This window comes from Streptomyces sp. NBC_00513, assembly GCF_041431415.1.
Taxonomy (GTDB): Bacteria; Actinomycetota; Actinomycetes; order Streptomycetales; family Streptomycetaceae; genus Streptomyces.
The window spans coordinates 5,040,399-5,057,691 of record NZ_CP107845.1; the positions used below are offsets into that span (position 1 = coordinate 5,040,399).

Sequence of the window (17,293 nt, forward strand, 5' to 3'; positions counted from 1 at the left end):
CCGAGGAGCGGCAAGGTGTTCAACGACATAGGCGCACTCGAGCTGGTCACGATCGTCGTGCTGGCCATTCTCGTGTTCGGTCCGGACAAACTGCCGAAGATGATCCAGGACGTCACCGGGGTGATCCGCAAGATCCGGTCGTTCTCGGACAGTGCCAAACACGACATCCGCTCCGAACTGGGTCCGGAATTCAAGGACTTCGAGTTCGAGGACCTCAATCCCAAGACGTTCATCCGCAAGCAGCTGACGGAGAACGAGGACCTCAAGGACATCCGCAGCAGTTTCGACCTCCGCAAGGAGCTCAACGACGTCACCGACGCCGTGAACGGCAAGGAGCCCGCCGCGCCCGCGACCCCGTCCGCGTCCGCCGCCACGCCCGCCGCGAGCACCGGCCCCGACCTGCTGAAGAAGCCCGCCGCCCCGTCCCCCGAGCAGCGCACTCCCTTCGACGCCGACGCCACCTGAGCCGCCGCCTGCCCGGTGATCCGGAGTCGGATGGCTATCCTCCATCTGTCCGTCCGGACGCAGGACGCCCGAGGGAGGGGGTCCCCCCGTCGAGTCGAGGGGGAGGGCCGTTCCGGACCCCAGGGAACGAGAGGCCGCCCAGATGGAGACGACGAGCAGTAGCCGGGTAGGCGCGCAGCCTGCCGAAATCCCCGCAGAGCTGCCCGCGGACGACCCGCAGGCACAGCAGGACCCGCGACAGAGTCCCGCGGCGGCCCAGGAGGGCACCGACCCCGCCCCTGCGGCCCGTCGGGCGGTGGAGGGGTACCTGCGGGCCGACTTCCCCTGGTACGGCCTGGACGGGGCCTTCACCGGCCCCCGCCGGCTGATGCAGGTGGGCACCGCCGCGGACGGGACCGTGGAGCACGGTTCCACCGGCCACGGCGACGAGCCGTCCGTGCGCGGGGAGATCGCCACCGGCGAGAAGGAACGCTTCGCGGTGGTGATCACCGTCGCAGGGAACCCGATCCGCCGCAGCGCCGACGGAACCGGCGTCCTGGAGGCCACCTCGGTCTCCTCGGCCGCCTGGCTGGCCGGCTCGGGTCTGCTGGCCTACAGCTGGCCCGGTCGGATGGACCACAGCCTGCGCGACGACTGGCTCGACCAGCAGACCGAGGCGGCCTGGGAACTCGCCGACGACCTCGACGGCGAGGACTGGTCGACGCTGTCCCTGCCGGTGGACGGGGAGCCGACGCCGTTCCACTACCGCGAGTCGGAGTTCGGCTGGGTGCTCGCCGGGTCCCGGGGCGGGGTGCACCTGGGCGCGTACGGGCGCGGCATGAGCGCGTACGGGCTCGGCTTCTCGGTGATCGGCGACCTGGACGCGTACCGGTAGCCGCCGGAAGTCCGCGCCCCCACGCCGCAGACGCACGGCGGGGACGGGTGACGGAAACGGGGGAGGGCACCGCCGACCGGCGGTGCCCTCCCCCGTTTCGTGCTCTCGGGCGAGCGCTAGAACTTGTTGCGCGGGGTGATCCCCAGCGACATGCCCGAGAGGCCGCGGGCCCGGCCGCCGAGCTTGCCGGCGATGGCGCGCAGGGCCGCGCCGGCGGGGGAGTCGGGGTCGGACAGGACGACGGGCTTGCCCTCGTCGCCGCCCTCGCGCAGCCGGACGTCGATCGGGATCGAGCCCAGCACCGGTACCGAGGCGCCGACCGTCTTCGTCAGCCCGTCGGCGACCCTCTGCCCACCGCCCGAGCCGAAGACGTCCACCATCTCGTCGCAGTGCGGGCACGGCAGGCCCGACATGTTCTCGACGACACCGACGATCTTCTGGTGGGTCTGCACGGCGATCGAACCGGCCCGCTCGGCCACCTCGGCGGCGGCCTGCTGCGGGGTGGTCACCACGAGGATCTCGGCGTTCGGCACCAGCTGGGCCACCGAGATCGCGATGTCACCGGTGCCCGGCGGCAGGTCGAGCAGCAGGACGTCCAGGTCGCCCCAGAACACGTCCGCCAGGAACTGCTGGAGCGCGCGGTGCAGCATCGGACCGCGCCAGACCACCGGCGCGTTGCCCGGGGTGAACATGCCGATGGAGATCACCTTCACGCCGTGCGCGGAGGGCGGCATGATCATGTTCTCGACCTGGGTGGGGCGCCCGTCCACGCCGAGCATGCGCGGCACGCTGTGGCCGTAGATGTCCGCGTCCACCACGCCGACCTTCAGACCGTCCGCCGCCATCGCGGCGGCGAGGTTCACCGTCACCGAGGACTTGCCGACGCCGCCCTTGCCGGACGCGACCGCGTACACACGGGTCAGCGAGCCCGGCTTGGCGAAGGGCACCTCGCGCTCGGCGGTGCCGCCGCGCAGCGTGTTCGCGAGGTCCTTGCGCTGCTCGTCGCTCATCACGTCGAGGGTGACGGCGACGGAGGTGACACCGGGGACGCGCTCGACGGCCTCGGTGACGTTCTTGGTGATGGTCTCGCGCATGGGGCAGCCCGACACCGTCAGGTAGACGGTGACGGCGACCGCGCCGCCGTCGCCGATCTCCACCGATTTGACCATGCCGAGCTCGGTGATCGGCCGGTGGATCTCGGGGTCGTTCACCGTCGCCAGCGCGTCCAGGATCGCGTCCTGCTCGGGCACGGCGGCGTCGGCGGAGCTTGTGTCGGTAGCCATGTCCCGATGGTACGGCTCGCCGGCACGCCGCCGGTAAGCCCGTCAGCGGTCGCCTTCGTCACGTTCGGGGGCCAGCAGCCGCCGTTCGTCCATCTCCTTGATCAGGTCCTGGAACTCCGACCTGATCCAGTCGCGCGTGGCGACCTCGCCCATGCCCATGCGCAGCGAGGCGATCTCCCGCGTCAGGTACTCGGTGTCGGCGATGGACCGCTCGTTCTGCTTGCGGTCCTGCTCCAGGTTGACCCGGTCCCGGTCGTCCTGCCGGTTCTGCGCGAGCAGGATCAACGGGGCCGCGTACGAGGCCTGGAGCGACAGCATCAGCGTCAGGAAGATGAACGGGTACTCGTCCCACCGCAGGTGCCCGGGCGCGAAGATGTTCCACAGCACCCAGGCGATGATGACGATCGTCATCCAGACGATGAACCGGCCCGTGCCCAGGAACCGCGCGACCCGCTCCGAGAGCCTTCCGAAGGCCTCCGGGTCGTACTCGGGCAACAGTCGGCGGCGCGCCGCACGCGGCTGGTCCAGCCGGACGCGCGAACGCGTCAGCGCGCTCGCCCCGGACGGGGCGCTCCCCTTGGACCGGTCGGCGGAACGCTCCGGTCGGTCGGCCCGCAGCCGCTCCGCCGCCTCCTCCAGCCGGTCCGACAGGCCCTCGCGGGCATGGTCGCGCCGCTCTCGCCGCTGCTTGCGCGCGGCGTCGCCGCGCGGGGCGCCGGCGCCGCGGCTTCGATCGCCACGCCCCCGCTCAGTGGCCACTCACGGCCTCCTCGGAATGGAAGTCCGTCTCCCGCCAGTCGTCCGGCAGCAGGTGGTCGAGCACGTCGTCGACGGTCACCGCGCCCAGCAGCGACCCGCTCTCGTCGACCACCGGCACCGCGACCATGTTGTAGGCGGCCAGGTGCGTGGTCACGGCGGGCAGCGAGGAGTCCGGCCGCAGCGGCGGCAGGTCCGTGTCCACGATCGAGCTGACCAGGGTGAACGGCGGGTCCCGCAGCAGCCGCTGGAAGTGCACCGTGCCCAGGTACTTGCCCGTGGGCGTCTCGTCCGGCGGCCGGCAGACGTACACCTGCGCCGCCAGCGCCGGCGACAGGTCCGCCTGCCGTACCCGGGCCAGCGCGTCGGCGACCGTGGCGTCCGGCCGCAGCACGATCGGCTCGGTGGTCATCAGACCGCCGGCGGTGTTCTCCTCGTAGGACAGCAGGCGGCGCACATCGGCCGCGTCGTCCGGCTGCATCAGCGTCAGCAGCCGCTCCTTGTCGTCCTCGGGCAGCTCGGAGAGCAGGTCGGCCGCGTCGTCGGGGTCCATCGCCTCCAGGACATCGGCCGCGCGCTCCTCCTTCAGCTTGCCGAGGATCTCCACCTGGTCGTCCTCGGGCAGCTCCTCCATGACGTCCGCGAGCCGGTCGTCATCGAGGGCGCTGGCGACCTCGGCGCGACGCTTCGGCGTCAGGTGGTGCAGTACGTTCGCCAAGTCGGCCGGTCGCATCTGCTCGAAGGTCGCCACCAGGCTCTCGGCGCCCTGCCCGTGCTCCTCCAACGAGAACCCGCTGACCGCGGACCACTCCACCGTGAGGGTCTCGCCGCGCCGGCGCAGCGCGCCCGCCTTGCCCTTGCGCACGAAGATCCGGTCGATCTCCCAGTCCCGGCGGGCCGGCAACTGCTGGATGGCCACGTCCAGGACGGTGACCTCCTCGCCGCCGGCGACCAGCGTCACCCGGCGGTCCAGCAGCTCGCCGAGCACCAGTCGCTCGGTGGGCCGCTGCTCGAAGCGCCGCATGTTGATGACACCGGTGGTGATGACCTGTCCGGACTCCACGCCCGTCACCCGGGTCATCGGCAGGAAGATCCGACGCCGGCTGACGACCTCGACCACCAGGCCCAGCAGCCGCGGCGGGCGACCGCCGACGCGCAGCATGGCGACGATGTCGCGGACGCGGCCGACCTGATCGCCGTTGGGATCGAAGACGGGCACACCCGACAGATGCGAGACGAAGATCCGCGGGGCGCCTGCAGCCATCCGAGCGCCTCCTAGAGCGTGAACCAACCGTCGATCAAGACTCGTGCCGAGCCTCAGGCTAGCCCGTGCCGCCGGTCAGCGTCCTGGTGGGGCCGTCCGGCCGGGGTTGGCGCACCTGTCCGAGCCGTGCGGGGGCCGCCCCGCGGGGCCCCCGCACCCCTCTCCGGACGCGGGCGCGGGCCGCGAGGCCCGGGCGGGTACGCTGCCTGTCGCCCCCAGAGGAACCACCGAGAGGCACCCGCCCGTGACCGCCAACCTCCCTGTCGCACGGCTGCGCCGGGCCGCCGTCGCCGGCGTCCTGTGCGCGGGCCTCGCCGTCTCCGTCACGGGCTGCGGCGGCGGCGGTGGCGAGGATCCCGACAAGGGGACCAACGGGGTCGGCAAGCTCTCCGCCGACAAGATCGAGGCGCAGGCGCGGACGGCGGCCACCGCCGCCTCCTCGGTGCACCTGTCCGGCACCCTGGTCAGCGGCGGCAAGTCCTTCACCCTCGACATGCGCCTCAAGTCCGACGGCGGCACCGGCGAGGTGAAGTCCCAGGAGGACACATTCCAGGTGCTGCGCGTCGGGGAGCAGCTCTACCTGAAGGCCAGCGCGGCCTTCTGGGGCGAGTCCGACTCGGCCGGCAAGCTCGGCGACAAGTTCGTGAAGGTGCCCGAGAGCGACCCCACCTACAAGCAGTTCCGCGGCTTCACCGACATGGGCGTCCTGCTCGACGGGCTGCTCGGCCTCGACGGCAAGCTCACCAAGAGCCCGTACAGCAAGGTCGGGCAGGCCCGCGTGGTCCCGCTCCTGGCCGACGGGGGCAAGGGCGGCCGCCTCTCGGTGTCCCTCGACGGCACCCCCTACCCGCTGCTCATGGAACGCGCGGGCGGCGCCGGCCGGGTGGAGCTCGCGGACTGGGGCCAGGCCTTCCCGCTGGATCCCCCCGCGAAGGACCAGACGGTCGACTACGGGTCCCAGCTGCCCACGACCAGGAACCAGGGCGGCGTCAAGCCGAGCCCGAGCGGCAGCGCGGGCCAGGGCTCCAACCCCGGCGGCTGACCGGCGGCCCGAGGGCTCATCCCCGGCGGGCCGGGCCCGTCACGGCCCGAGGATCAGCGCGCGGCCCTGCGCCGCTTCAGCAGCAGCTTCGGCAGCCCCGCCGGGATGGCCCGGCGGGTCGTCGCGGGGGAGGGCAGCGGGGCCGCGGCCAGCGACCCGCCCGGCAGCGCGTCCCGTACGGCCTCGGGCTCCAGGCGCAGCAGCCGGCACTCCCGCGCCCACCGCTCCGTCATCAGCTCGGAGTCGGGGGCGTTCAGCCGCTTGCCCTTCAGCTCGGCCACCGCGGCCTGCCACTCCTCGCCGCGCGGCGGGAGTTCCCGCACGGTGGCCGTCCACGCGACGAGCCGGCCGCCCTTGTCCTTGCTGCGCACGGTGACCTCGGCCGTCGAGCCGTCCGCGAGCCCCGGGAACGGCTGCTCCCCGGGCCCGTCGCCGAGCACGTGGGCGGCGCCGTCGACCCAGGCGTGCCACAGGGCCCGATCGGTCCCGGAGCCGCGGACCCAGATCAGTCCGGACTTCTTGCCGGCCTCCTCGACGAGGGCCAGATCGAACGCGCTGAGAGTCATGGGGCCAGCGTAGCCGGCCGCGGTCGGTTCGCAGGGCGGTGTCCTGTCGGTCGGGCCGGGCTCGTCGTGTCCGGGCCCGATCGACAGGACATCCCCTACAGCCAGCCGTGGCGTCTGAGGGCCCGGTGGATGGTGAGGCAGGTCCCGACGATGGTGACCATCACCATCGGGTAGCCGTACTTCCACTGGAGTTCCGGCATGTGGGCGAAGTTCATGCCGTACACCCCGCAGATCATCGTGGGCACGGCGATGATCGCCGCCCAGGAGGTGATCTTGCGCATGTCCTCGTTCTGGGCGACGGTCGCCTGCGCGAGGTTGGCCTGGAGGATCGAGTTCAGCAGCTCGTCGAAACCGACGACCTGCTCGTGCACCCGCGCCAGGTGGTCCGCGACGTCGCGGAAGTACTTCTGGATGTCCGGGTCCACCAGCCGCATCGGGCGCTCGCTCAACAGCTCCATGGGGCGCAGCAGCGGGGCGACCGCCCGCTTGAACTCCAGCACCTCGCGCTTGAGCTGGTAGATGCGGCCCGCGTCGCCGCCGCGCGTGGCGCCCTTGGCGGGCGCGGCGAAGACCTCGCTCTCCACCTCGTCGATGTCGTCCTGGACGGCCGCCGCGACCGCGATGTACCCGTCGACCACGTGGTCGGCGATGGAGTGCAACACGGCCGAAGGCCCCCGGGCCAGCAGGTCGGGGTCGTCCTGGAGGCGGTGTCGCAGGCCCTTGAGGGAGCCCTGGCCGCCGTGCCGGACGGTGATGACGAAGTCGGGGCCGGTGAAGCACATCACCTCGCCCGTCTCCACCACCTCGCTGGTCGAGGTCAGTTGGGCGTGGTCGACGTAGTGGATCGTCTTGAAGACGGTGAAGAGGGTGTCGTCGTAGCGCTCCAGCTTCGGCCGCTGGTGCGCGTGCACCGCGTCCTCCACGGCGAGCGGGTGCAGTCCGAAGGTGGCGGCGATCCCCGCGAACTCGGACTCGGTCGGCTCGTGCAGGCCGATCCAGGCGAACCCGCCGTCCTCACGGACCCGACGGATCGCCTCACGGGGCGTCAGACAACCCGGCCCGGGTGCGCGCCGGCCGTCGCGGTACACGGCGCAGTCGACCACCGCGCTGCTCGCGGACGGGTCACGGGTGGTGTCGTAGCCGGGCTGCGCGGAGGCGGACCGGCGCAGGGCGGGACGGACGGCGGCACGGAGGTAGGGCAGCATCGACATGGCAGGCTCCTTCGCGCGCACGGCTGCGGACCGTACGGGTGGGAGACCCTCCGCGGCTGCGAGCGGGCGGGCAGGCCCCGGCAGGCGGAAGGAGAAGGACGGAGAGGACAAAGTTCTGCCGTCGCTCTTCTACTGATCGGAAGATCACAGGGGGCGGGAGGCGCCCGGCCTGAAAGTGGAAGAGCGATTGGTACTGCACGATCGACTTCGATCCATTGCAGCCCCACCTCCTCCGGCCGGTCCCCCGTGGGGGACGTCCTGTCGTCCGGCCCTTGAAACGATGCTTCTGCACGCGGGCCGAACCAGCTGTCAACACTAGCAGCCGACGGATGGTCAAGACCCGCCCTTTACCCGGGGGATACGAGTTCTATGCTCGCTCCATGGCAGAAATTCTGGCTCTTGTGGAGGCCCGGCTGCGGACCGCGTTCGGTGAACCCGACGCCCGCGCCGCCGTCACCTTCCTGGGCACCGATCGCATCGAGGTCCTGCGCTTCGTGGAGGGCGACCTCCTGCGCTACGCGACCCTCGGCATGTCCGCCCACCCGATGACCGACCCCACCGCCGTGGTCGCCGACCCGGTGCGCGGTCCGCGCGCCGAACTGGTGCTGACCGTCCGCGGCGGCCTCGCCCCCACCGACCGGCTGTTGCGACCGCTCGCCGTACTCGGTGCGTCCCCCGTCGTCGAGGGCCTGATCGTCGCCCCCGGGGCCTCGCTGGACGTGGGCGAACCGCTCTGGGAGGGGGCGCCGTTCACCTCGGTGCTGGTCGCGGAACCGGGCGGGCTGGTGCCCGACCTGGAACTGGACGAGCCCATGGACCCCGTGCACTTCCTGCCCCTGCTCCCGATGACGGCGAACGAGGCCGCCTGGAAGCGGGTGCACGGCGCCGCCGCGCTCCAGGAGCGCTGGCTCGCGCGCGGCACGGATCTGCGGGACCCTCTGCGTAGCGCCGTCGTACTGGACTGAGCGCCGCCGGTTGCGGGTACGGATGGGATCCGGACGGGTGATCGCGTCTTGACGGGGCGCCGGGCGGGGAGGAGCGTGCTTCCTATGAGGGGCGAACCGAGTTGCCCGAAGTGCGGTGGCCGGGTCCGCGCACCCGGCCTTTTCGCCGACTCCTGGCAGTGCGCGGTACACGGCGCCGTCCATCCCCTGCAGCCCGTCATCCCGCCGAGCGTCGAGGGCCTGGGCGTGGTCGTCCACCGGGCGCAGGTGCCGGTCTGGATGCCGTGGCCGCTGCCGGTCGGGTGGCTGTTCACCGGGGTCGCGGCCGCCGGTGACGACCGCAGCGGGGGCCGGGCCACCGCCGTGGCCTGCTCGGGCCCCGGGCCCCTGGGCGGCATCGGAGAGCTGCTGCTGATCGCCGAGGAGCTGGGCGTCGGACTCGGCGCCCGGTACGCGGGGATCGACGCGCCCGACCCGGGCCCCCACATGGACGTCTCCGGTGCGCCGCACGCCAAGGTCGTCGCCGCCGGCCGGCCGACACCGCTGTGGCACGTCACCGGCACCCCGGACGACCGCGCCGTCTTCGCCGGCGAGGCGCGCGGGCTGTGGCTGTGGGCGATCGTCTGGCCCGAACAGTCGGGGCTGCTGATGTACGACGAGCTGGTCCTGACGGATCTGCGCGACGCGGGCGCCGAGGTCGAACTCCTTCCCTGTGGCGCCCTGAGCCCCCGGATCCTCGGCCCGTCCTGACCGTCCCCGCCGTGCGGTGGGGCCGTGGGGCTCGCGGGGCTGGGTATTCTGGAGTGTCCCCCCGTCCGTACGAGAACCATGGAGCACGGCTGTGCGCATCGACCTGCACGCCCACTCCACGGCATCCGACGGCACGGACACCCCCGCCGAGCTGGTCCGCAACGCGGCCGCCGCCGGGCTCGACGTGGTCGCGCTGACCGACCACGACACCGTCGGGGGATACGCCGAGGCCGTCGCCCACGTGCCGGCCGGCCTCACCCTCGTCACCGGGGCGGAACTCAGCTGCCGACTCGACGGCGTCGGCATGCACATGCTCGCGTACCTCTTCGATCCCGAGGAGCCCGAGTTCGCCCGTGAGCGGGAGCTGGTCCGCGACGACCGCACCCCCCGCGCGCAGGCCATGATCGGCAAGCTGCGGGACCTCGGCGTGGACATCACCTGGGAGCGGGTCTCCCGCATCGCGGGCGACGGTTCCGTGGGGCGTCCGCACATCGCCACCGCCATGGTGGACCTGGGTGTCGTGCCCACCGTGTCCGACGCGTTCACCGCGGACTGGCTCGCCGACGGCGGTCGCGCCTACGCCGGCAAGCACGAGCTGGACCCCTTCGACGCCGTCCGCCTCGTCAAGGCCGCCGGCGGGGTCACCGTCTTCGCGCACCCCGCCGCGGTCAAGCGCGGGCGGGTCGTCCCCGAGGCCGCCATCGCGGCCCTGGCGGACGCCGGGCTGGACGGCATCGAGGTGGACCACATGGACCACGACGCGGACACCCGGGCCCGACTGCGCGCACTGGCCGCGGACCTGGGCCTGCTGACCACGGGGTCCAGCGACTACCACGGCACCCGCAAGTCCTGTCGCCTCGGCGAGTACACCACCGACCCCGAGATCTACGGCGAGATCACGCGCCGCTCCACCGGGGCGTTCCCCGTGCCCGGCGCCGGCGGACGGGTCGCGTAACGAGGACCGGCTCCTCGCCCGCCCCGCACTCCCCTCTTGCTTCACACCTCTCTCCTGCAAGGCATCACTGTGTTTGATTTCGCCGTCTTCGGATCCCTTTTTCTCACCCTTTTTGTGATTATGGACCCCCCGGGGATCACGCCGATCTTCCTCGCCCTGACCTCCGGGCGCCCCGCGAAGGTGCAGCGCCGCATGGCCTGGCAGGCCGTCTGCGTGGCCTTCGGCGTCATCGCCGTCTTCGGTCTCTGCGGCCAGCAGATCCTGGACTACCTGCACGTGTCCGTTCCGGCGTTGATGATCGCCGGCGGTCTGCTGCTCCTGCTCATCGCCCTCGACCTGCTCACCGGCAAGACCGACGAGCCCAAGCAGACCAAGGACGTGAACGTCGCCCTGGTCCCGCTCGGCATGCCCCTGCTGGCCGGGCCGGGCGCGATCGTGTCGGTCATCCTCGCCGTGCAGAAGGCGGACGGCTTCAGCGGTCAGGTCTCCGTCTGGGCGGCGATCGTCGCCATGCACGTGGTGCTGTGGATCACCATGCGCTACTCGCTGGTGATCATCCGGGTCATCAAGGACGGCGGGGTCGTCCTGGTGACGCGGCTCGCCGGCATGATGCTCTCCGCCATCGCGGTCCAGCAGATCATCAACGGCGTCCTCCAGGTCGTGCACACCTCCTGATCGCGGACGAGGCCCCTCGACGCCACGGCGGACCCGGCGACACACATGCGAATGCCCCGCACCGGATCGGTGCGGGGCATTGGTGTCCATACACGCGGCGGCTGTCAGGCGGCTCGCGTCAGGTGGGTCAGGAGGACGCCGTCTCGGCCGGTCGGATCAGAATGCGCTGGCCGACAGACGCGGCCTGCTGCACGATCCGGTTGACGGAGGCCGCGTCCACGACGGTGCTGTCCACGGCGGATCCGTCGACATCGTCCAGGCGCAGAATCTCGAAGCGCACGGGCTTCTCCCTTCGTCGGTGTTCTCCTTGCACAGGGTTAACGAAGTGTAAGCGGCAAACATTCCCTACGCTAAGGAAATTTTTTCACTGGCTAACTATTCGGGCGCCGCAGCGCTCCAGAAGTCCGCCAGCGCATCGGCCGTGACCTGCGGGTTCTCGGCGTTGGGGGAGTGCTCCGCGCCCTTCACGATCACTCGGGACGCACCCAGACGTTCCGCCATGGAGTCCATCAGCGGCACAGGCCACGCGTCGTCCACCACTCCCGACAGCACGAGCATGCGCAGCGGCACCGCCGCCAGCTCGGCCACCCGGTCCGGCTCCGACATCAGCACCCGACCCGCGGCGATCAACTGCTCCGGCTCGGTCGCCAGCCACCGCCCGCGCAGGAACTCCGTCAGCTCGGGGCCATCGACCGGCGCGTCCACCGGATCCTGGGCCCGCATCGCCGCCCACACCACCGACATGCATTCCACGGGCGGGACCCCCCGCAGCGACTCCAGAGCCGCCACCAGCAGCTTCGTACGCTCCTGCTGTGCCTCCGAGATCGCCGCCGGACCGCTGCTCATCAGGGTCAGGGAGGCGAAGGGGGTGTGGTCGCGCAGTACGGCGGCGCGGGCGATCAGGCCGCCCAGCGAGTGACCCACCAGGTGGATCGGGCCCCCGTCGACGCCGGACACGGCCGCCGCCTGGGCCAGCACGTCCCCGGCCAGCTCCTCCAGCGCGTACGCGGACTCCTCGCGCGGGCCGGGGCTCTCGTGCTGACCGCGGCCGTCGACCGCCACCACCCGGAAGCCGGCATCGGCCAGCGGCTCCAGCAGCCCGATGAAGTCCTCCTTGCTCCCCGTGTACCCGGGAACCAGCAGGGCGGTGCCGCGCAGCGGCTCCCCCGCCTCGTGCACGGCGAAAGCGCCGCGCGAGGTCGTCAGGCGGTACGCACGGGCCGCCGGTGGCAGGGTGAGGCGCGGTGGCTTGCTCATGGGCCCGAGGCTACCGGCCCGTACGCCCGGAGACGAGGACGGCCCCGACCCCCTCGAAGGGGGTCGGGGCCGTCCTCGTACGCGGGTGGCTCAGGCCTCGGGGGTCTGCGCCACGGCCTTGCGGGTACGCGTGCGCTTCGGCTTGACCGGCGCCTCCTCGGCGTCGACCACGGCGTCCGAGGCGTCCGGGGCGACCGCGGTGGCCTTGCGGGCACGGGTGCGCTTCGGCTTCACCGGGGCCTCCTCGGCCTCGACGACGACCTCGGCGACCGGAGCGGGCTCCGCCACCTTGCGAGTGCGGGTCCGGCGCACCTTGACCGGGGCCTCCTCGACCGCGGTGGCCACGACCACCGGAGCCTCGACGGCGGCGGCCTGGGCGGCGATGGCCACGGCCTCGGCGACGACCGGGGCCGCCGCGACCTTGCGCGGCCGGGTGCGGCGCGCCTTGACCGGGGGCTCCACGAGCGGGGCCATCTGGAAGTCGGGCTCCGGGGCCGGCGCCTCGACCGGGGCGGCCACCACGGCGGACTCGACCACGGAGGCCGGGGCCGACGCGCGGGTCCGGCGACGACGCGGCCTGCGCGGCTCGTCGACGGCCGGGGCCTCGGGCGCCTCGGCGACCGGGGTCACGGCGGCCACCGCGGTGGCCACGGCCACGGCCTCGGCGGCCTGCTCGCTGCCACCGCGGGTCCGACGACGCTGACGCGGGGTGCGGGTCCGGGCGGGACGCTCCTCGGCCACCGGGGCGGCGGCGGCAGCAGCGCCGCGACCGCCACGGCCACCGCGGCCACCGGTCTCGCCCAGGTCCTCGAGGTTCTCGGCCTTCAGGCCGGCCCGCACGCGCTCGGCGCGCGGCAGGGTGCCCTTGGTCCCGGCCGGGATGTTCATCTCCACGAACAGGTGCGCAGACGTGGAGTACGTCTCGACCGGGTCGTGGAAGTCCAGCTCCAGCGCCTTGTTGATCAGCTGCCAGCGCGGGATGTCGTCCCAGTCGACCAGCGTGACGGCGATGCCCTTGTTGCCCGCGCGGCCGGTGCGGCCCACACGGTGCAGGAAGGTCTTCTCGTCCTCCGGCGCCTGGTAGTTGATGACGTGCGTCACGCCCTCGACGTCGATGCCGCGCGCGGCGACGTCGGTGCAGACGAGCACGTCGACCTTGCCGTTGCGGAACGCGCGCAGGGCCTGCTCGCGCGCACCCTGGCCCAGGTCGCCGTGGACGGCGCCGGACGCGAATCCGCGCTTCTCCAGCTGCTCGGCGATGTCGGCCGCCGTGCGCTTCGTACGGCAGAAGATCATGGCCAGGCCACGGCCCTCGGCCTGCAGGATGCGGGAGACGAGCTCCGGCTTGTCCATGTTGTGCGCACGGAAGACGTGCTGCTTGATGTTGGCGACGGTCACGCCCTCGCCCTCGGGGGAGGTGGCGCGGATGTGCGTCGGCTGCGTCATGTACCGGCGGGCCAGTCCGATGACCGCGCCCGGCATGGTCGCCGAGAACAGCATGGTCTGACGCTTCGGCGGCAGGTAGTTGATGATCCTCTCGACGTCGGGCAGGAAGCCCAGGTCGAGCATCTCGTCGGCCTCGTCGAGAACGAGGGCCTTGACGTGGGAGAGGTCGAGCTTCTTCTGCCCGGCCAGGTCCAGCAGGCGGCCCGGGGTGCCGACGATCACGTCGACGCCCTTCTTGAGCGCCTCGACCTGGGGCTCGTACGCGCGGCCGCCGTATATGGCGAGGACGCGCACGTTGCGGACCTTGCCCGCGGTCAGGAGGTCGTTGGTGACCTGGGTGCACAGCTCGCGGGTCGGAACCACCACGAGGGCCTGGGGGGCGTCGGTGAGCTGCGCGGGCGTCGCCCGGCCGGCCTCGACGTCCGCGGGGACGACGACCCGCTCCAGCAGCGGCAGGCCGAAACCGAGCGTCTTGCCGGTACCGGTCTTCGCCTGGCCGATGACGTCCGTGCCGGAAAGGGCGACGGGAAGGGTCATCTCCTGGATCGGGAAGGGGGACACGATGCCGACGGCCTCAAGGGCCTCGGCCGTCTCGGGAAAGATCCCGAGGTCTCGGAACGTAGTCAGGGTGCTGCCTCTTCTGTGAGACGCGGCGCGAGGCGGCGATGGGGGTCGTACCGTGCCGGGCTTGCAGTACTACGACGTACGTACAAAGCTGCGCGGGACCACTAGCCTTCGCTCAAGCGCTTCTGCCGCTGAGGGGGCCCCTCGTGCAGGGCGGTACGCATGAGCGCACACACCACATCGAGGGCGGTCGGGTTGGAGCCGATCGGGCCACCGACCGGGCATCCTCATTCGGACGGCCCGCCGAGATTCGGCAGGCGCATTACCACTGTACCCCGGATTCGCGCAGGTGTGTTGGGTGAATTCACCTGGTAGTCGCGTTTAAGCGGAGTGTCGATGGCCATAGGTCGTGCCTTGACCGGGCTTTAGGCGGGCTATTGTGCGGAGCATGTCGACCGTAGAAAACGCATCTCCCGCCGACGACAGCACGCCCGTCGAGGCGCTCGGAATCGCCGCCCAGGACTGGGCGACGGCCTCCGCCTCGCCGCAGTACCGGGCCGCCGTCGAGGACCTCCTCGGCGCACTGGCGTACGGAGAGCTCGCCGCGTTCGAGCGCCTCGCCGAGGACGCGAAGCTCGCGCCCACCCTCGGCGACAAGGCCGAGCTCGCGAAGATGGCCTCCGCCGAGTTCCACCACTTCGAGCGGCTGCGCGACCGGCTCGCGGCGATCGACGTCGACCCCACCGCGGCGATGGAGCCCTTCGCGAAGGGCGTCGACGACTTCCACCGCCAGACCGCCCCCTCCGACTGGCTGGAAGGCCTGGTCAAGGCGTACGTCGGCGACTCCATCGCCAGCGACTTCTACCGCGAGGTCGCCACCCACCTCGACACCGACACCCGCGCCCTCGTCGTCGGTGTGCTCGACGACACGGGCCACGGCGGTTTCGCCGTCGAGAAGGTGCGCGCGGCGATCGAGGCCGACCCCCGCTGCGGCGGACGGCTCGCCCTGTGGGCCCGCCGGCTGATGGGCGAGGCGCTCTCGCAGGCCCAGCGCGTGGTCGCGGAACGCGACGCGCTCTCCACGATGCTGGTCGGCGGCGTCGACGGGATGGCGGCCGGATTCGACCTGGCGGCCGTGGGCGAGATGTTCACCCGCATCACCAAGGCGCACACCAAGCGGATGGCGGCCCTCGGCCTCGCGGCCTGAGCCCCACGCGGGCATCGAGCCCACGTGGACACGCGGCGGCCCCGGCACGGAGACACTCCGAGCCGGGGCCGACCCGTGTCAGGGGACGGGCGGGGGCGGACGGCCGTCGTCCCCTTCAGCCCCGGGAGGGGAGCGAAAAGGGAGGGCGTCGGTGCGTCCGACCGGAGCCCGAGCCGGGGCGCAGCAGGAGCGAGAGCACGACCGCCGACACCAGGGTCCCGCCGATCAGGGTCGCCACCAGGGTGTTGTGACCCGGTCCGAGCGACATGTGCGTGAGGTAGGCGCCGAACAGCGCTCCCACGACCCCGCTGACCAGGACCACCCTCGGTGACGGCAGCCGCTTCGCGAATCTGCGCACGGCGGCCCCGGACAGGGCGAGGCCCAACAGAGCGGAGCCGAGCGCTTCCATCAGCAGCATGAGGTCCCTTTCCGTACGTCAGGGCGTATTCGGGTTGCAGTACAGCGCTCCTACCCGAAGCGGAACAAAGAGAAACGACCCGGCGAAATCAACCGCCGGGTCGTTTTCCTCCTTTGAGGGAGGTTCAGTTCTCCGTGCCTCAGAGCGCTCCGAAGCCAACCTTGCGCGCACTCGGCTCACCCAGGTCCACGTACGCCAGGCGGTCGGACGGCACCAGGACCTTGCGGCCCTTGATGTCGGTGAGGCTCAGCAGCGGCGCAGTGCCGGACAGAGCGGCGGCCACGACGCCCTCCAGCTCCTCCGCGCTCAGGTCGCTCTCCAGCACGATCTCCCGGGGTGCGTGCTGCACGCCGATCTTGACCTCCACGGCTTTGTCCCTCCGACGATCCGGTTCGCGCGATCAGCCGCGCCGTACCCGGTCCACATTAGCCCGGAGAGGGGACACGATCGGCCCGTGGCGGACACGCTCGCAGCGAACAGCGGCGCACCGCCACGGCGGTGCGGGTCAGCCCTCCGTGCCGTGCAGCGGGAAGCCCGCGATGCCGCGCCAGGCGAGCGAGGTCAGCAGGCCGACCGCGGTGTCCCGGGCGACCGGGCTCTCGCTCGACAGCCAGTACCGGGCCACGACCTGCGAGACGCCGCCCAGGCCCACGGCCAGCAACATCGACTCGTCCTTGGACAGGCCGGTGTCCTCCGCGATGACCTCCGAGATGGCCTCCGCGCACTGGAGCGACACGCGGTCGACGCGCTCGCGCACGGCGGGCTCGTTCGTCAGGTCCGACTCGAAGACCAGACGGAAGGCGCCGCCCTCGTCCTGGACGTACGCGAAGTACGCGTCCATCGTCGCGGCCACGCGCAGCTTGTTGTCCGTGGTCGAGGCGAGCGCCGTGCGGACCGCCGACAACAGCGACTCGCAGTGCTGGTCCAGCAGCGCCAGGTAGAGGTCGAGCTTCCCGGGAAAGTGCTGGTAGAGCACCGGCTTGCTGACCCCGGCGCGCTCCGCGATGTCGTCCATCGCCGCGGCGTGGTAACCCTGCGCGACGAAGACCTCCTGGGCCGCGCCCAGGAGCTGGTTGCGCCGGGCTCGGCGCGGCAGTCGCGTGCCCCGGGGACGCGCTGCCTCCGTCTGCTCGATGGCTGTCACGCCGCCTCCCACTTTCTCTAAGAACACAGTGCGCTCTGCGCCGCGCCGCCATCGTACTTTTCGGTAACCGGATCTGGTGGGTTCAAGCCGAGTTTTCTCGCGGTACGGACCACCCTGACCCGCTGGTCAAGCGCCTTTCCGCGGCGGTCAGCGGTAGTCGTCCTCGTCCAGGGGGACCACGCGGGCCTGCTCGGCGGCGTCCCCGTCGGTCGCCTCGTCGAGGTCGGCCCCCGTGAGCGGGTCGTCTTCGACGGGCTGGAGTTCGATGTGCTGCTCCGCGGCATCCGCCTCGGGCGTCTCCGGGTCGAGGTCCTCCCGGAGCCGCTCCCGGAAGGTGTCCGGTTCGGCTGGGTCGACAGTCATCGCGCTCCCCTCGCCTTCGCTGGTACTACGAGCCTAGGAGGATCGCGACCGCGACGCCAGGTGGTCCTGTGACCGCCGACACAAGGGGTCGAGCGTGATCGTCTCGTAA

The 17,293-nt window shown here is 71.8% G+C and carries 20 protein-coding genes; 8 read left to right on the forward strand and 12 right to left on the reverse strand.

Translation table 11 applies throughout. The features are described 5' to 3' along the window. The first annotated feature begins 15 nt into the window (after positions 1-15). Together OHA84_RS23445 and OHA84_RS23450 are read left to right on the forward strand one after the other, a co-directional pair. Positions 16-465, forward strand: coding sequence for a sec-independent translocase (locus OHA84_RS23445; RefSeq protein ID WP_266949682.1), 450 nt, complete (start codon positions 16-18; stop codon positions 463-465). A 142-nt stretch (positions 466-607) separates the two neighbouring features. Further along, positions 608-1,339 carry a hypothetical protein gene (locus OHA84_RS23450; protein WP_266969906.1) on the forward strand — a complete coding sequence of 244 codons (732 nt, stop codon included), beginning with the start codon at positions 608-610 and terminating at the stop codon, positions 1,337-1,339. 116 nt (positions 1,340-1,455) lie between these two features. Here the strand turns inward: OHA84_RS23450 and OHA84_RS23455 are convergent, their stop codons facing one another. From OHA84_RS23455 to OHA84_RS23465, 3 genes are all read right to left on the reverse strand, one after another. Continuing rightward, a complete protein-coding gene (locus OHA84_RS23455; RefSeq protein WP_199826570.1) occupies positions 1,456-2,622 on the reverse strand; it encodes an Mrp/NBP35 family ATP-binding protein in 1,167 nt (388 codons plus the stop codon). Between the two features lie 42 nt (positions 2,623-2,664). After that, the gene (locus tag OHA84_RS23460; protein ID WP_371591602.1) at positions 2,665-3,171 is read right to left on the reverse strand and encodes a DUF1003 domain-containing protein; all 507 of its coding nucleotides are present in this window, start codon (positions 3,169-3,171) and stop codon (positions 2,665-2,667) included. A gap of 199 nt (positions 3,172-3,370) precedes the next feature. Next, positions 3,371-4,642, reverse strand: coding sequence for a magnesium transporter MgtE N-terminal domain-containing protein (locus tag OHA84_RS23465; RefSeq protein ID WP_053680465.1), 1,272 nt, complete (start codon positions 4,640-4,642; stop codon positions 3,371-3,373). Between the two features lie 244 nt (positions 4,643-4,886). On the opposite strand from OHA84_RS23465, the gene OHA84_RS23470 reads away from it, so the two are divergent. Then, on the forward strand, positions 4,887-5,684 hold the full coding sequence (locus OHA84_RS23470) for a hypothetical protein (RefSeq protein ID WP_053680462.1): 798 nt from the start codon (positions 4,887-4,889) through the stop codon (positions 5,682-5,684). 53 nt (positions 5,685-5,737) lie between these two features. On the opposite strand, the gene OHA84_RS23475 is transcribed toward OHA84_RS23470, so the two are convergent. Further along, complete coding sequence (locus tag OHA84_RS23475) at positions 5,738-6,250, reverse strand: hypothetical protein (protein ID WP_053680460.1); 513 nt, start codon at positions 6,248-6,250, stop codon at positions 5,738-5,740. Between the two features lie 95 nt (positions 6,251-6,345). Then, on the reverse strand, positions 6,346-7,461 hold the full coding sequence (locus OHA84_RS23480) for a magnesium and cobalt transport protein CorA (RefSeq protein WP_053680458.1): 1,116 nt from the start codon (positions 7,459-7,461) through the stop codon (positions 6,346-6,348). Positions 7,462-7,841: 380 nt separating this feature from the next. On the opposite strand from OHA84_RS23480, the gene OHA84_RS23485 reads away from it, so the two are divergent. The 4 genes from OHA84_RS23485 (at position 7,842) to OHA84_RS23500 (ending at position 10,785) form a co-directional block, all read left to right on the forward strand. Beyond that, positions 7,842-8,426, forward strand: a complete 585-nt coding sequence (locus OHA84_RS23485; protein ID WP_053680456.1) for a suppressor of fused domain protein — start codon at positions 7,842-7,844, stop codon at positions 8,424-8,426. A gap of 84 nt (positions 8,427-8,510) precedes the next feature. Then, on the forward strand, positions 8,511-9,155 hold the full coding sequence (locus OHA84_RS23490; RefSeq protein WP_053680454.1) for a DUF6758 family protein: 645 nt from the start codon (positions 8,511-8,513) through the stop codon (positions 9,153-9,155). 91 nt (positions 9,156-9,246) lie between these two features. After that, positions 9,247-10,110 (forward strand): PHP domain-containing protein, encoded by an 864-nt coding sequence (locus OHA84_RS23495; protein ID WP_266969902.1) that lies wholly within the window; start codon positions 9,247-9,249, stop codon positions 10,108-10,110. A 69-nt stretch (positions 10,111-10,179) separates the two neighbouring features. Next, on the forward strand, positions 10,180-10,785 hold the full coding sequence (locus OHA84_RS23500) for a MarC family protein (RefSeq protein WP_053680451.1): 606 nt from the start codon (positions 10,180-10,182) through the stop codon (positions 10,783-10,785). 127 nt (positions 10,786-10,912) lie between these two features. Here the strand turns inward: OHA84_RS23500 and OHA84_RS23505 are convergent, their stop codons facing one another. The 3 genes from OHA84_RS23505 to OHA84_RS23515 form a co-directional block, all read right to left on the reverse strand. Beyond that, on the reverse strand, positions 10,913-11,065 hold the full coding sequence (locus OHA84_RS23505; protein WP_199826569.1) for a hypothetical protein: 153 nt from the start codon (positions 11,063-11,065) through the stop codon (positions 10,913-10,915). 95 nt (positions 11,066-11,160) lie between these two features. Continuing rightward, on the reverse strand, positions 11,161-12,042 hold the full coding sequence (locus tag OHA84_RS23510) for an alpha/beta fold hydrolase (protein ID WP_266969899.1): 882 nt from the start codon (positions 12,040-12,042) through the stop codon (positions 11,161-11,163). Positions 12,043-12,132: 90 nt separating this feature from the next. Next, the gene (locus OHA84_RS23515; protein WP_266969897.1) at positions 12,133-14,049 is read right to left on the reverse strand and encodes a DEAD/DEAH box helicase; all 1,917 of its coding nucleotides are present in this window, start codon (positions 14,047-14,049) and stop codon (positions 12,133-12,135) included. Between the two features lie 451 nt (positions 14,050-14,500). Here OHA84_RS23515 and OHA84_RS23520 point away from each other — a divergent pair, with 451 nt between their 5' ends. Next, positions 14,501-15,259: a ferritin-like fold-containing protein gene (locus OHA84_RS23520; RefSeq protein ID WP_053680447.1), complete on the forward strand. Its 759-nt coding sequence runs from the start codon at positions 14,501-14,503 to the stop codon at positions 15,257-15,259. Positions 15,260-15,374: 115 nt separating this feature from the next. On the opposite strand, the gene OHA84_RS23525 is transcribed toward OHA84_RS23520, so the two are convergent. From OHA84_RS23525 to OHA84_RS23540, 4 genes are all read right to left on the reverse strand, one after another. Further along, positions 15,375-15,677 (reverse strand): hypothetical protein, encoded by a 303-nt coding sequence (locus OHA84_RS23525; protein ID WP_199826568.1) that lies wholly within the window; start codon positions 15,675-15,677, stop codon positions 15,375-15,377. A gap of 139 nt (positions 15,678-15,816) precedes the next feature. Then, positions 15,817-16,044 carry a DUF3107 domain-containing protein gene (locus OHA84_RS23530; protein ID WP_053680445.1) on the reverse strand — a complete coding sequence of 76 codons (228 nt, stop codon included), beginning with the start codon at positions 16,042-16,044 and terminating at the stop codon, positions 15,817-15,819. Positions 16,045-16,182: 138 nt separating this feature from the next. After that, positions 16,183-16,821, reverse strand: a complete 639-nt coding sequence (locus OHA84_RS23535) for a TetR/AcrR family transcriptional regulator (protein ID WP_053680443.1) — start codon at positions 16,819-16,821, stop codon at positions 16,183-16,185. A gap of 147 nt (positions 16,822-16,968) precedes the next feature. Next, complete coding sequence (locus tag OHA84_RS23540) at positions 16,969-17,184, reverse strand: hypothetical protein (RefSeq protein ID WP_053680441.1); 216 nt, start codon at positions 17,182-17,184, stop codon at positions 16,969-16,971. Between the last annotated feature and the right edge of the window lie 109 nt (positions 17,185-17,293).

Bases quoted from the DNA above. Each gene is read 5' to 3' on its own strand.
- OHA84_RS23450 (WP_266969906.1), top strand. From the start codon at position 608: ATGGAGACGACGAGCAGTAGCCGGGTAGGCGCGCAGCCTGCCGAAATC.
- OHA84_RS23465 (WP_053680465.1), bottom strand. From the start codon at position 4,642: ATGGCTGCAGGCGCCCCGCGGATCTTCGTCTCGCATCTGTCGGGTGTG.
- OHA84_RS23475 (WP_053680460.1), bottom strand. From the start codon at position 6,250: ATGACTCTCAGCGCGTTCGATCTGGCCCTCGTCGAGGAGGCCGGCAAG.
- OHA84_RS23520 (WP_053680447.1), top strand. From the start codon at position 14,501: ATGTCGACCGTAGAAAACGCATCTCCCGCCGACGACAGCACGCCCGTC.
- OHA84_RS23540 (WP_053680441.1), bottom strand. From the start codon at position 17,184: ATGACTGTCGACCCAGCCGAACCGGACACCTTCCGGGAGCGGCTCCGG.
- OHA84_RS23480 (WP_053680458.1), bottom strand. From the start codon at position 7,461: ATGTCGATGCTGCCCTACCTCCGTGCCGCCGTCCGTCCCGCCCTGCGC.
- OHA84_RS23490 (WP_053680454.1), top strand. From the start codon at position 8,511: ATGAGGGGCGAACCGAGTTGCCCGAAGTGCGGTGGCCGGGTCCGCGCA.
- OHA84_RS23510 (WP_266969899.1), bottom strand. From the start codon at position 12,042: ATGAGCAAGCCACCGCGCCTCACCCTGCCACCGGCGGCCCGTGCGTAC.
- OHA84_RS23525 (WP_199826568.1), bottom strand. From the start codon at position 15,677: ATGCTGCTGATGGAAGCGCTCGGCTCCGCTCTGTTGGGCCTCGCCCTG.
- OHA84_RS23485 (WP_053680456.1), top strand. From the start codon at position 7,842: ATGGCAGAAATTCTGGCTCTTGTGGAGGCCCGGCTGCGGACCGCGTTC.
- OHA84_RS23455 (WP_199826570.1), bottom strand. From the start codon at position 2,622: ATGGCTACCGACACAAGCTCCGCCGACGCCGCCGTGCCCGAGCAGGAC.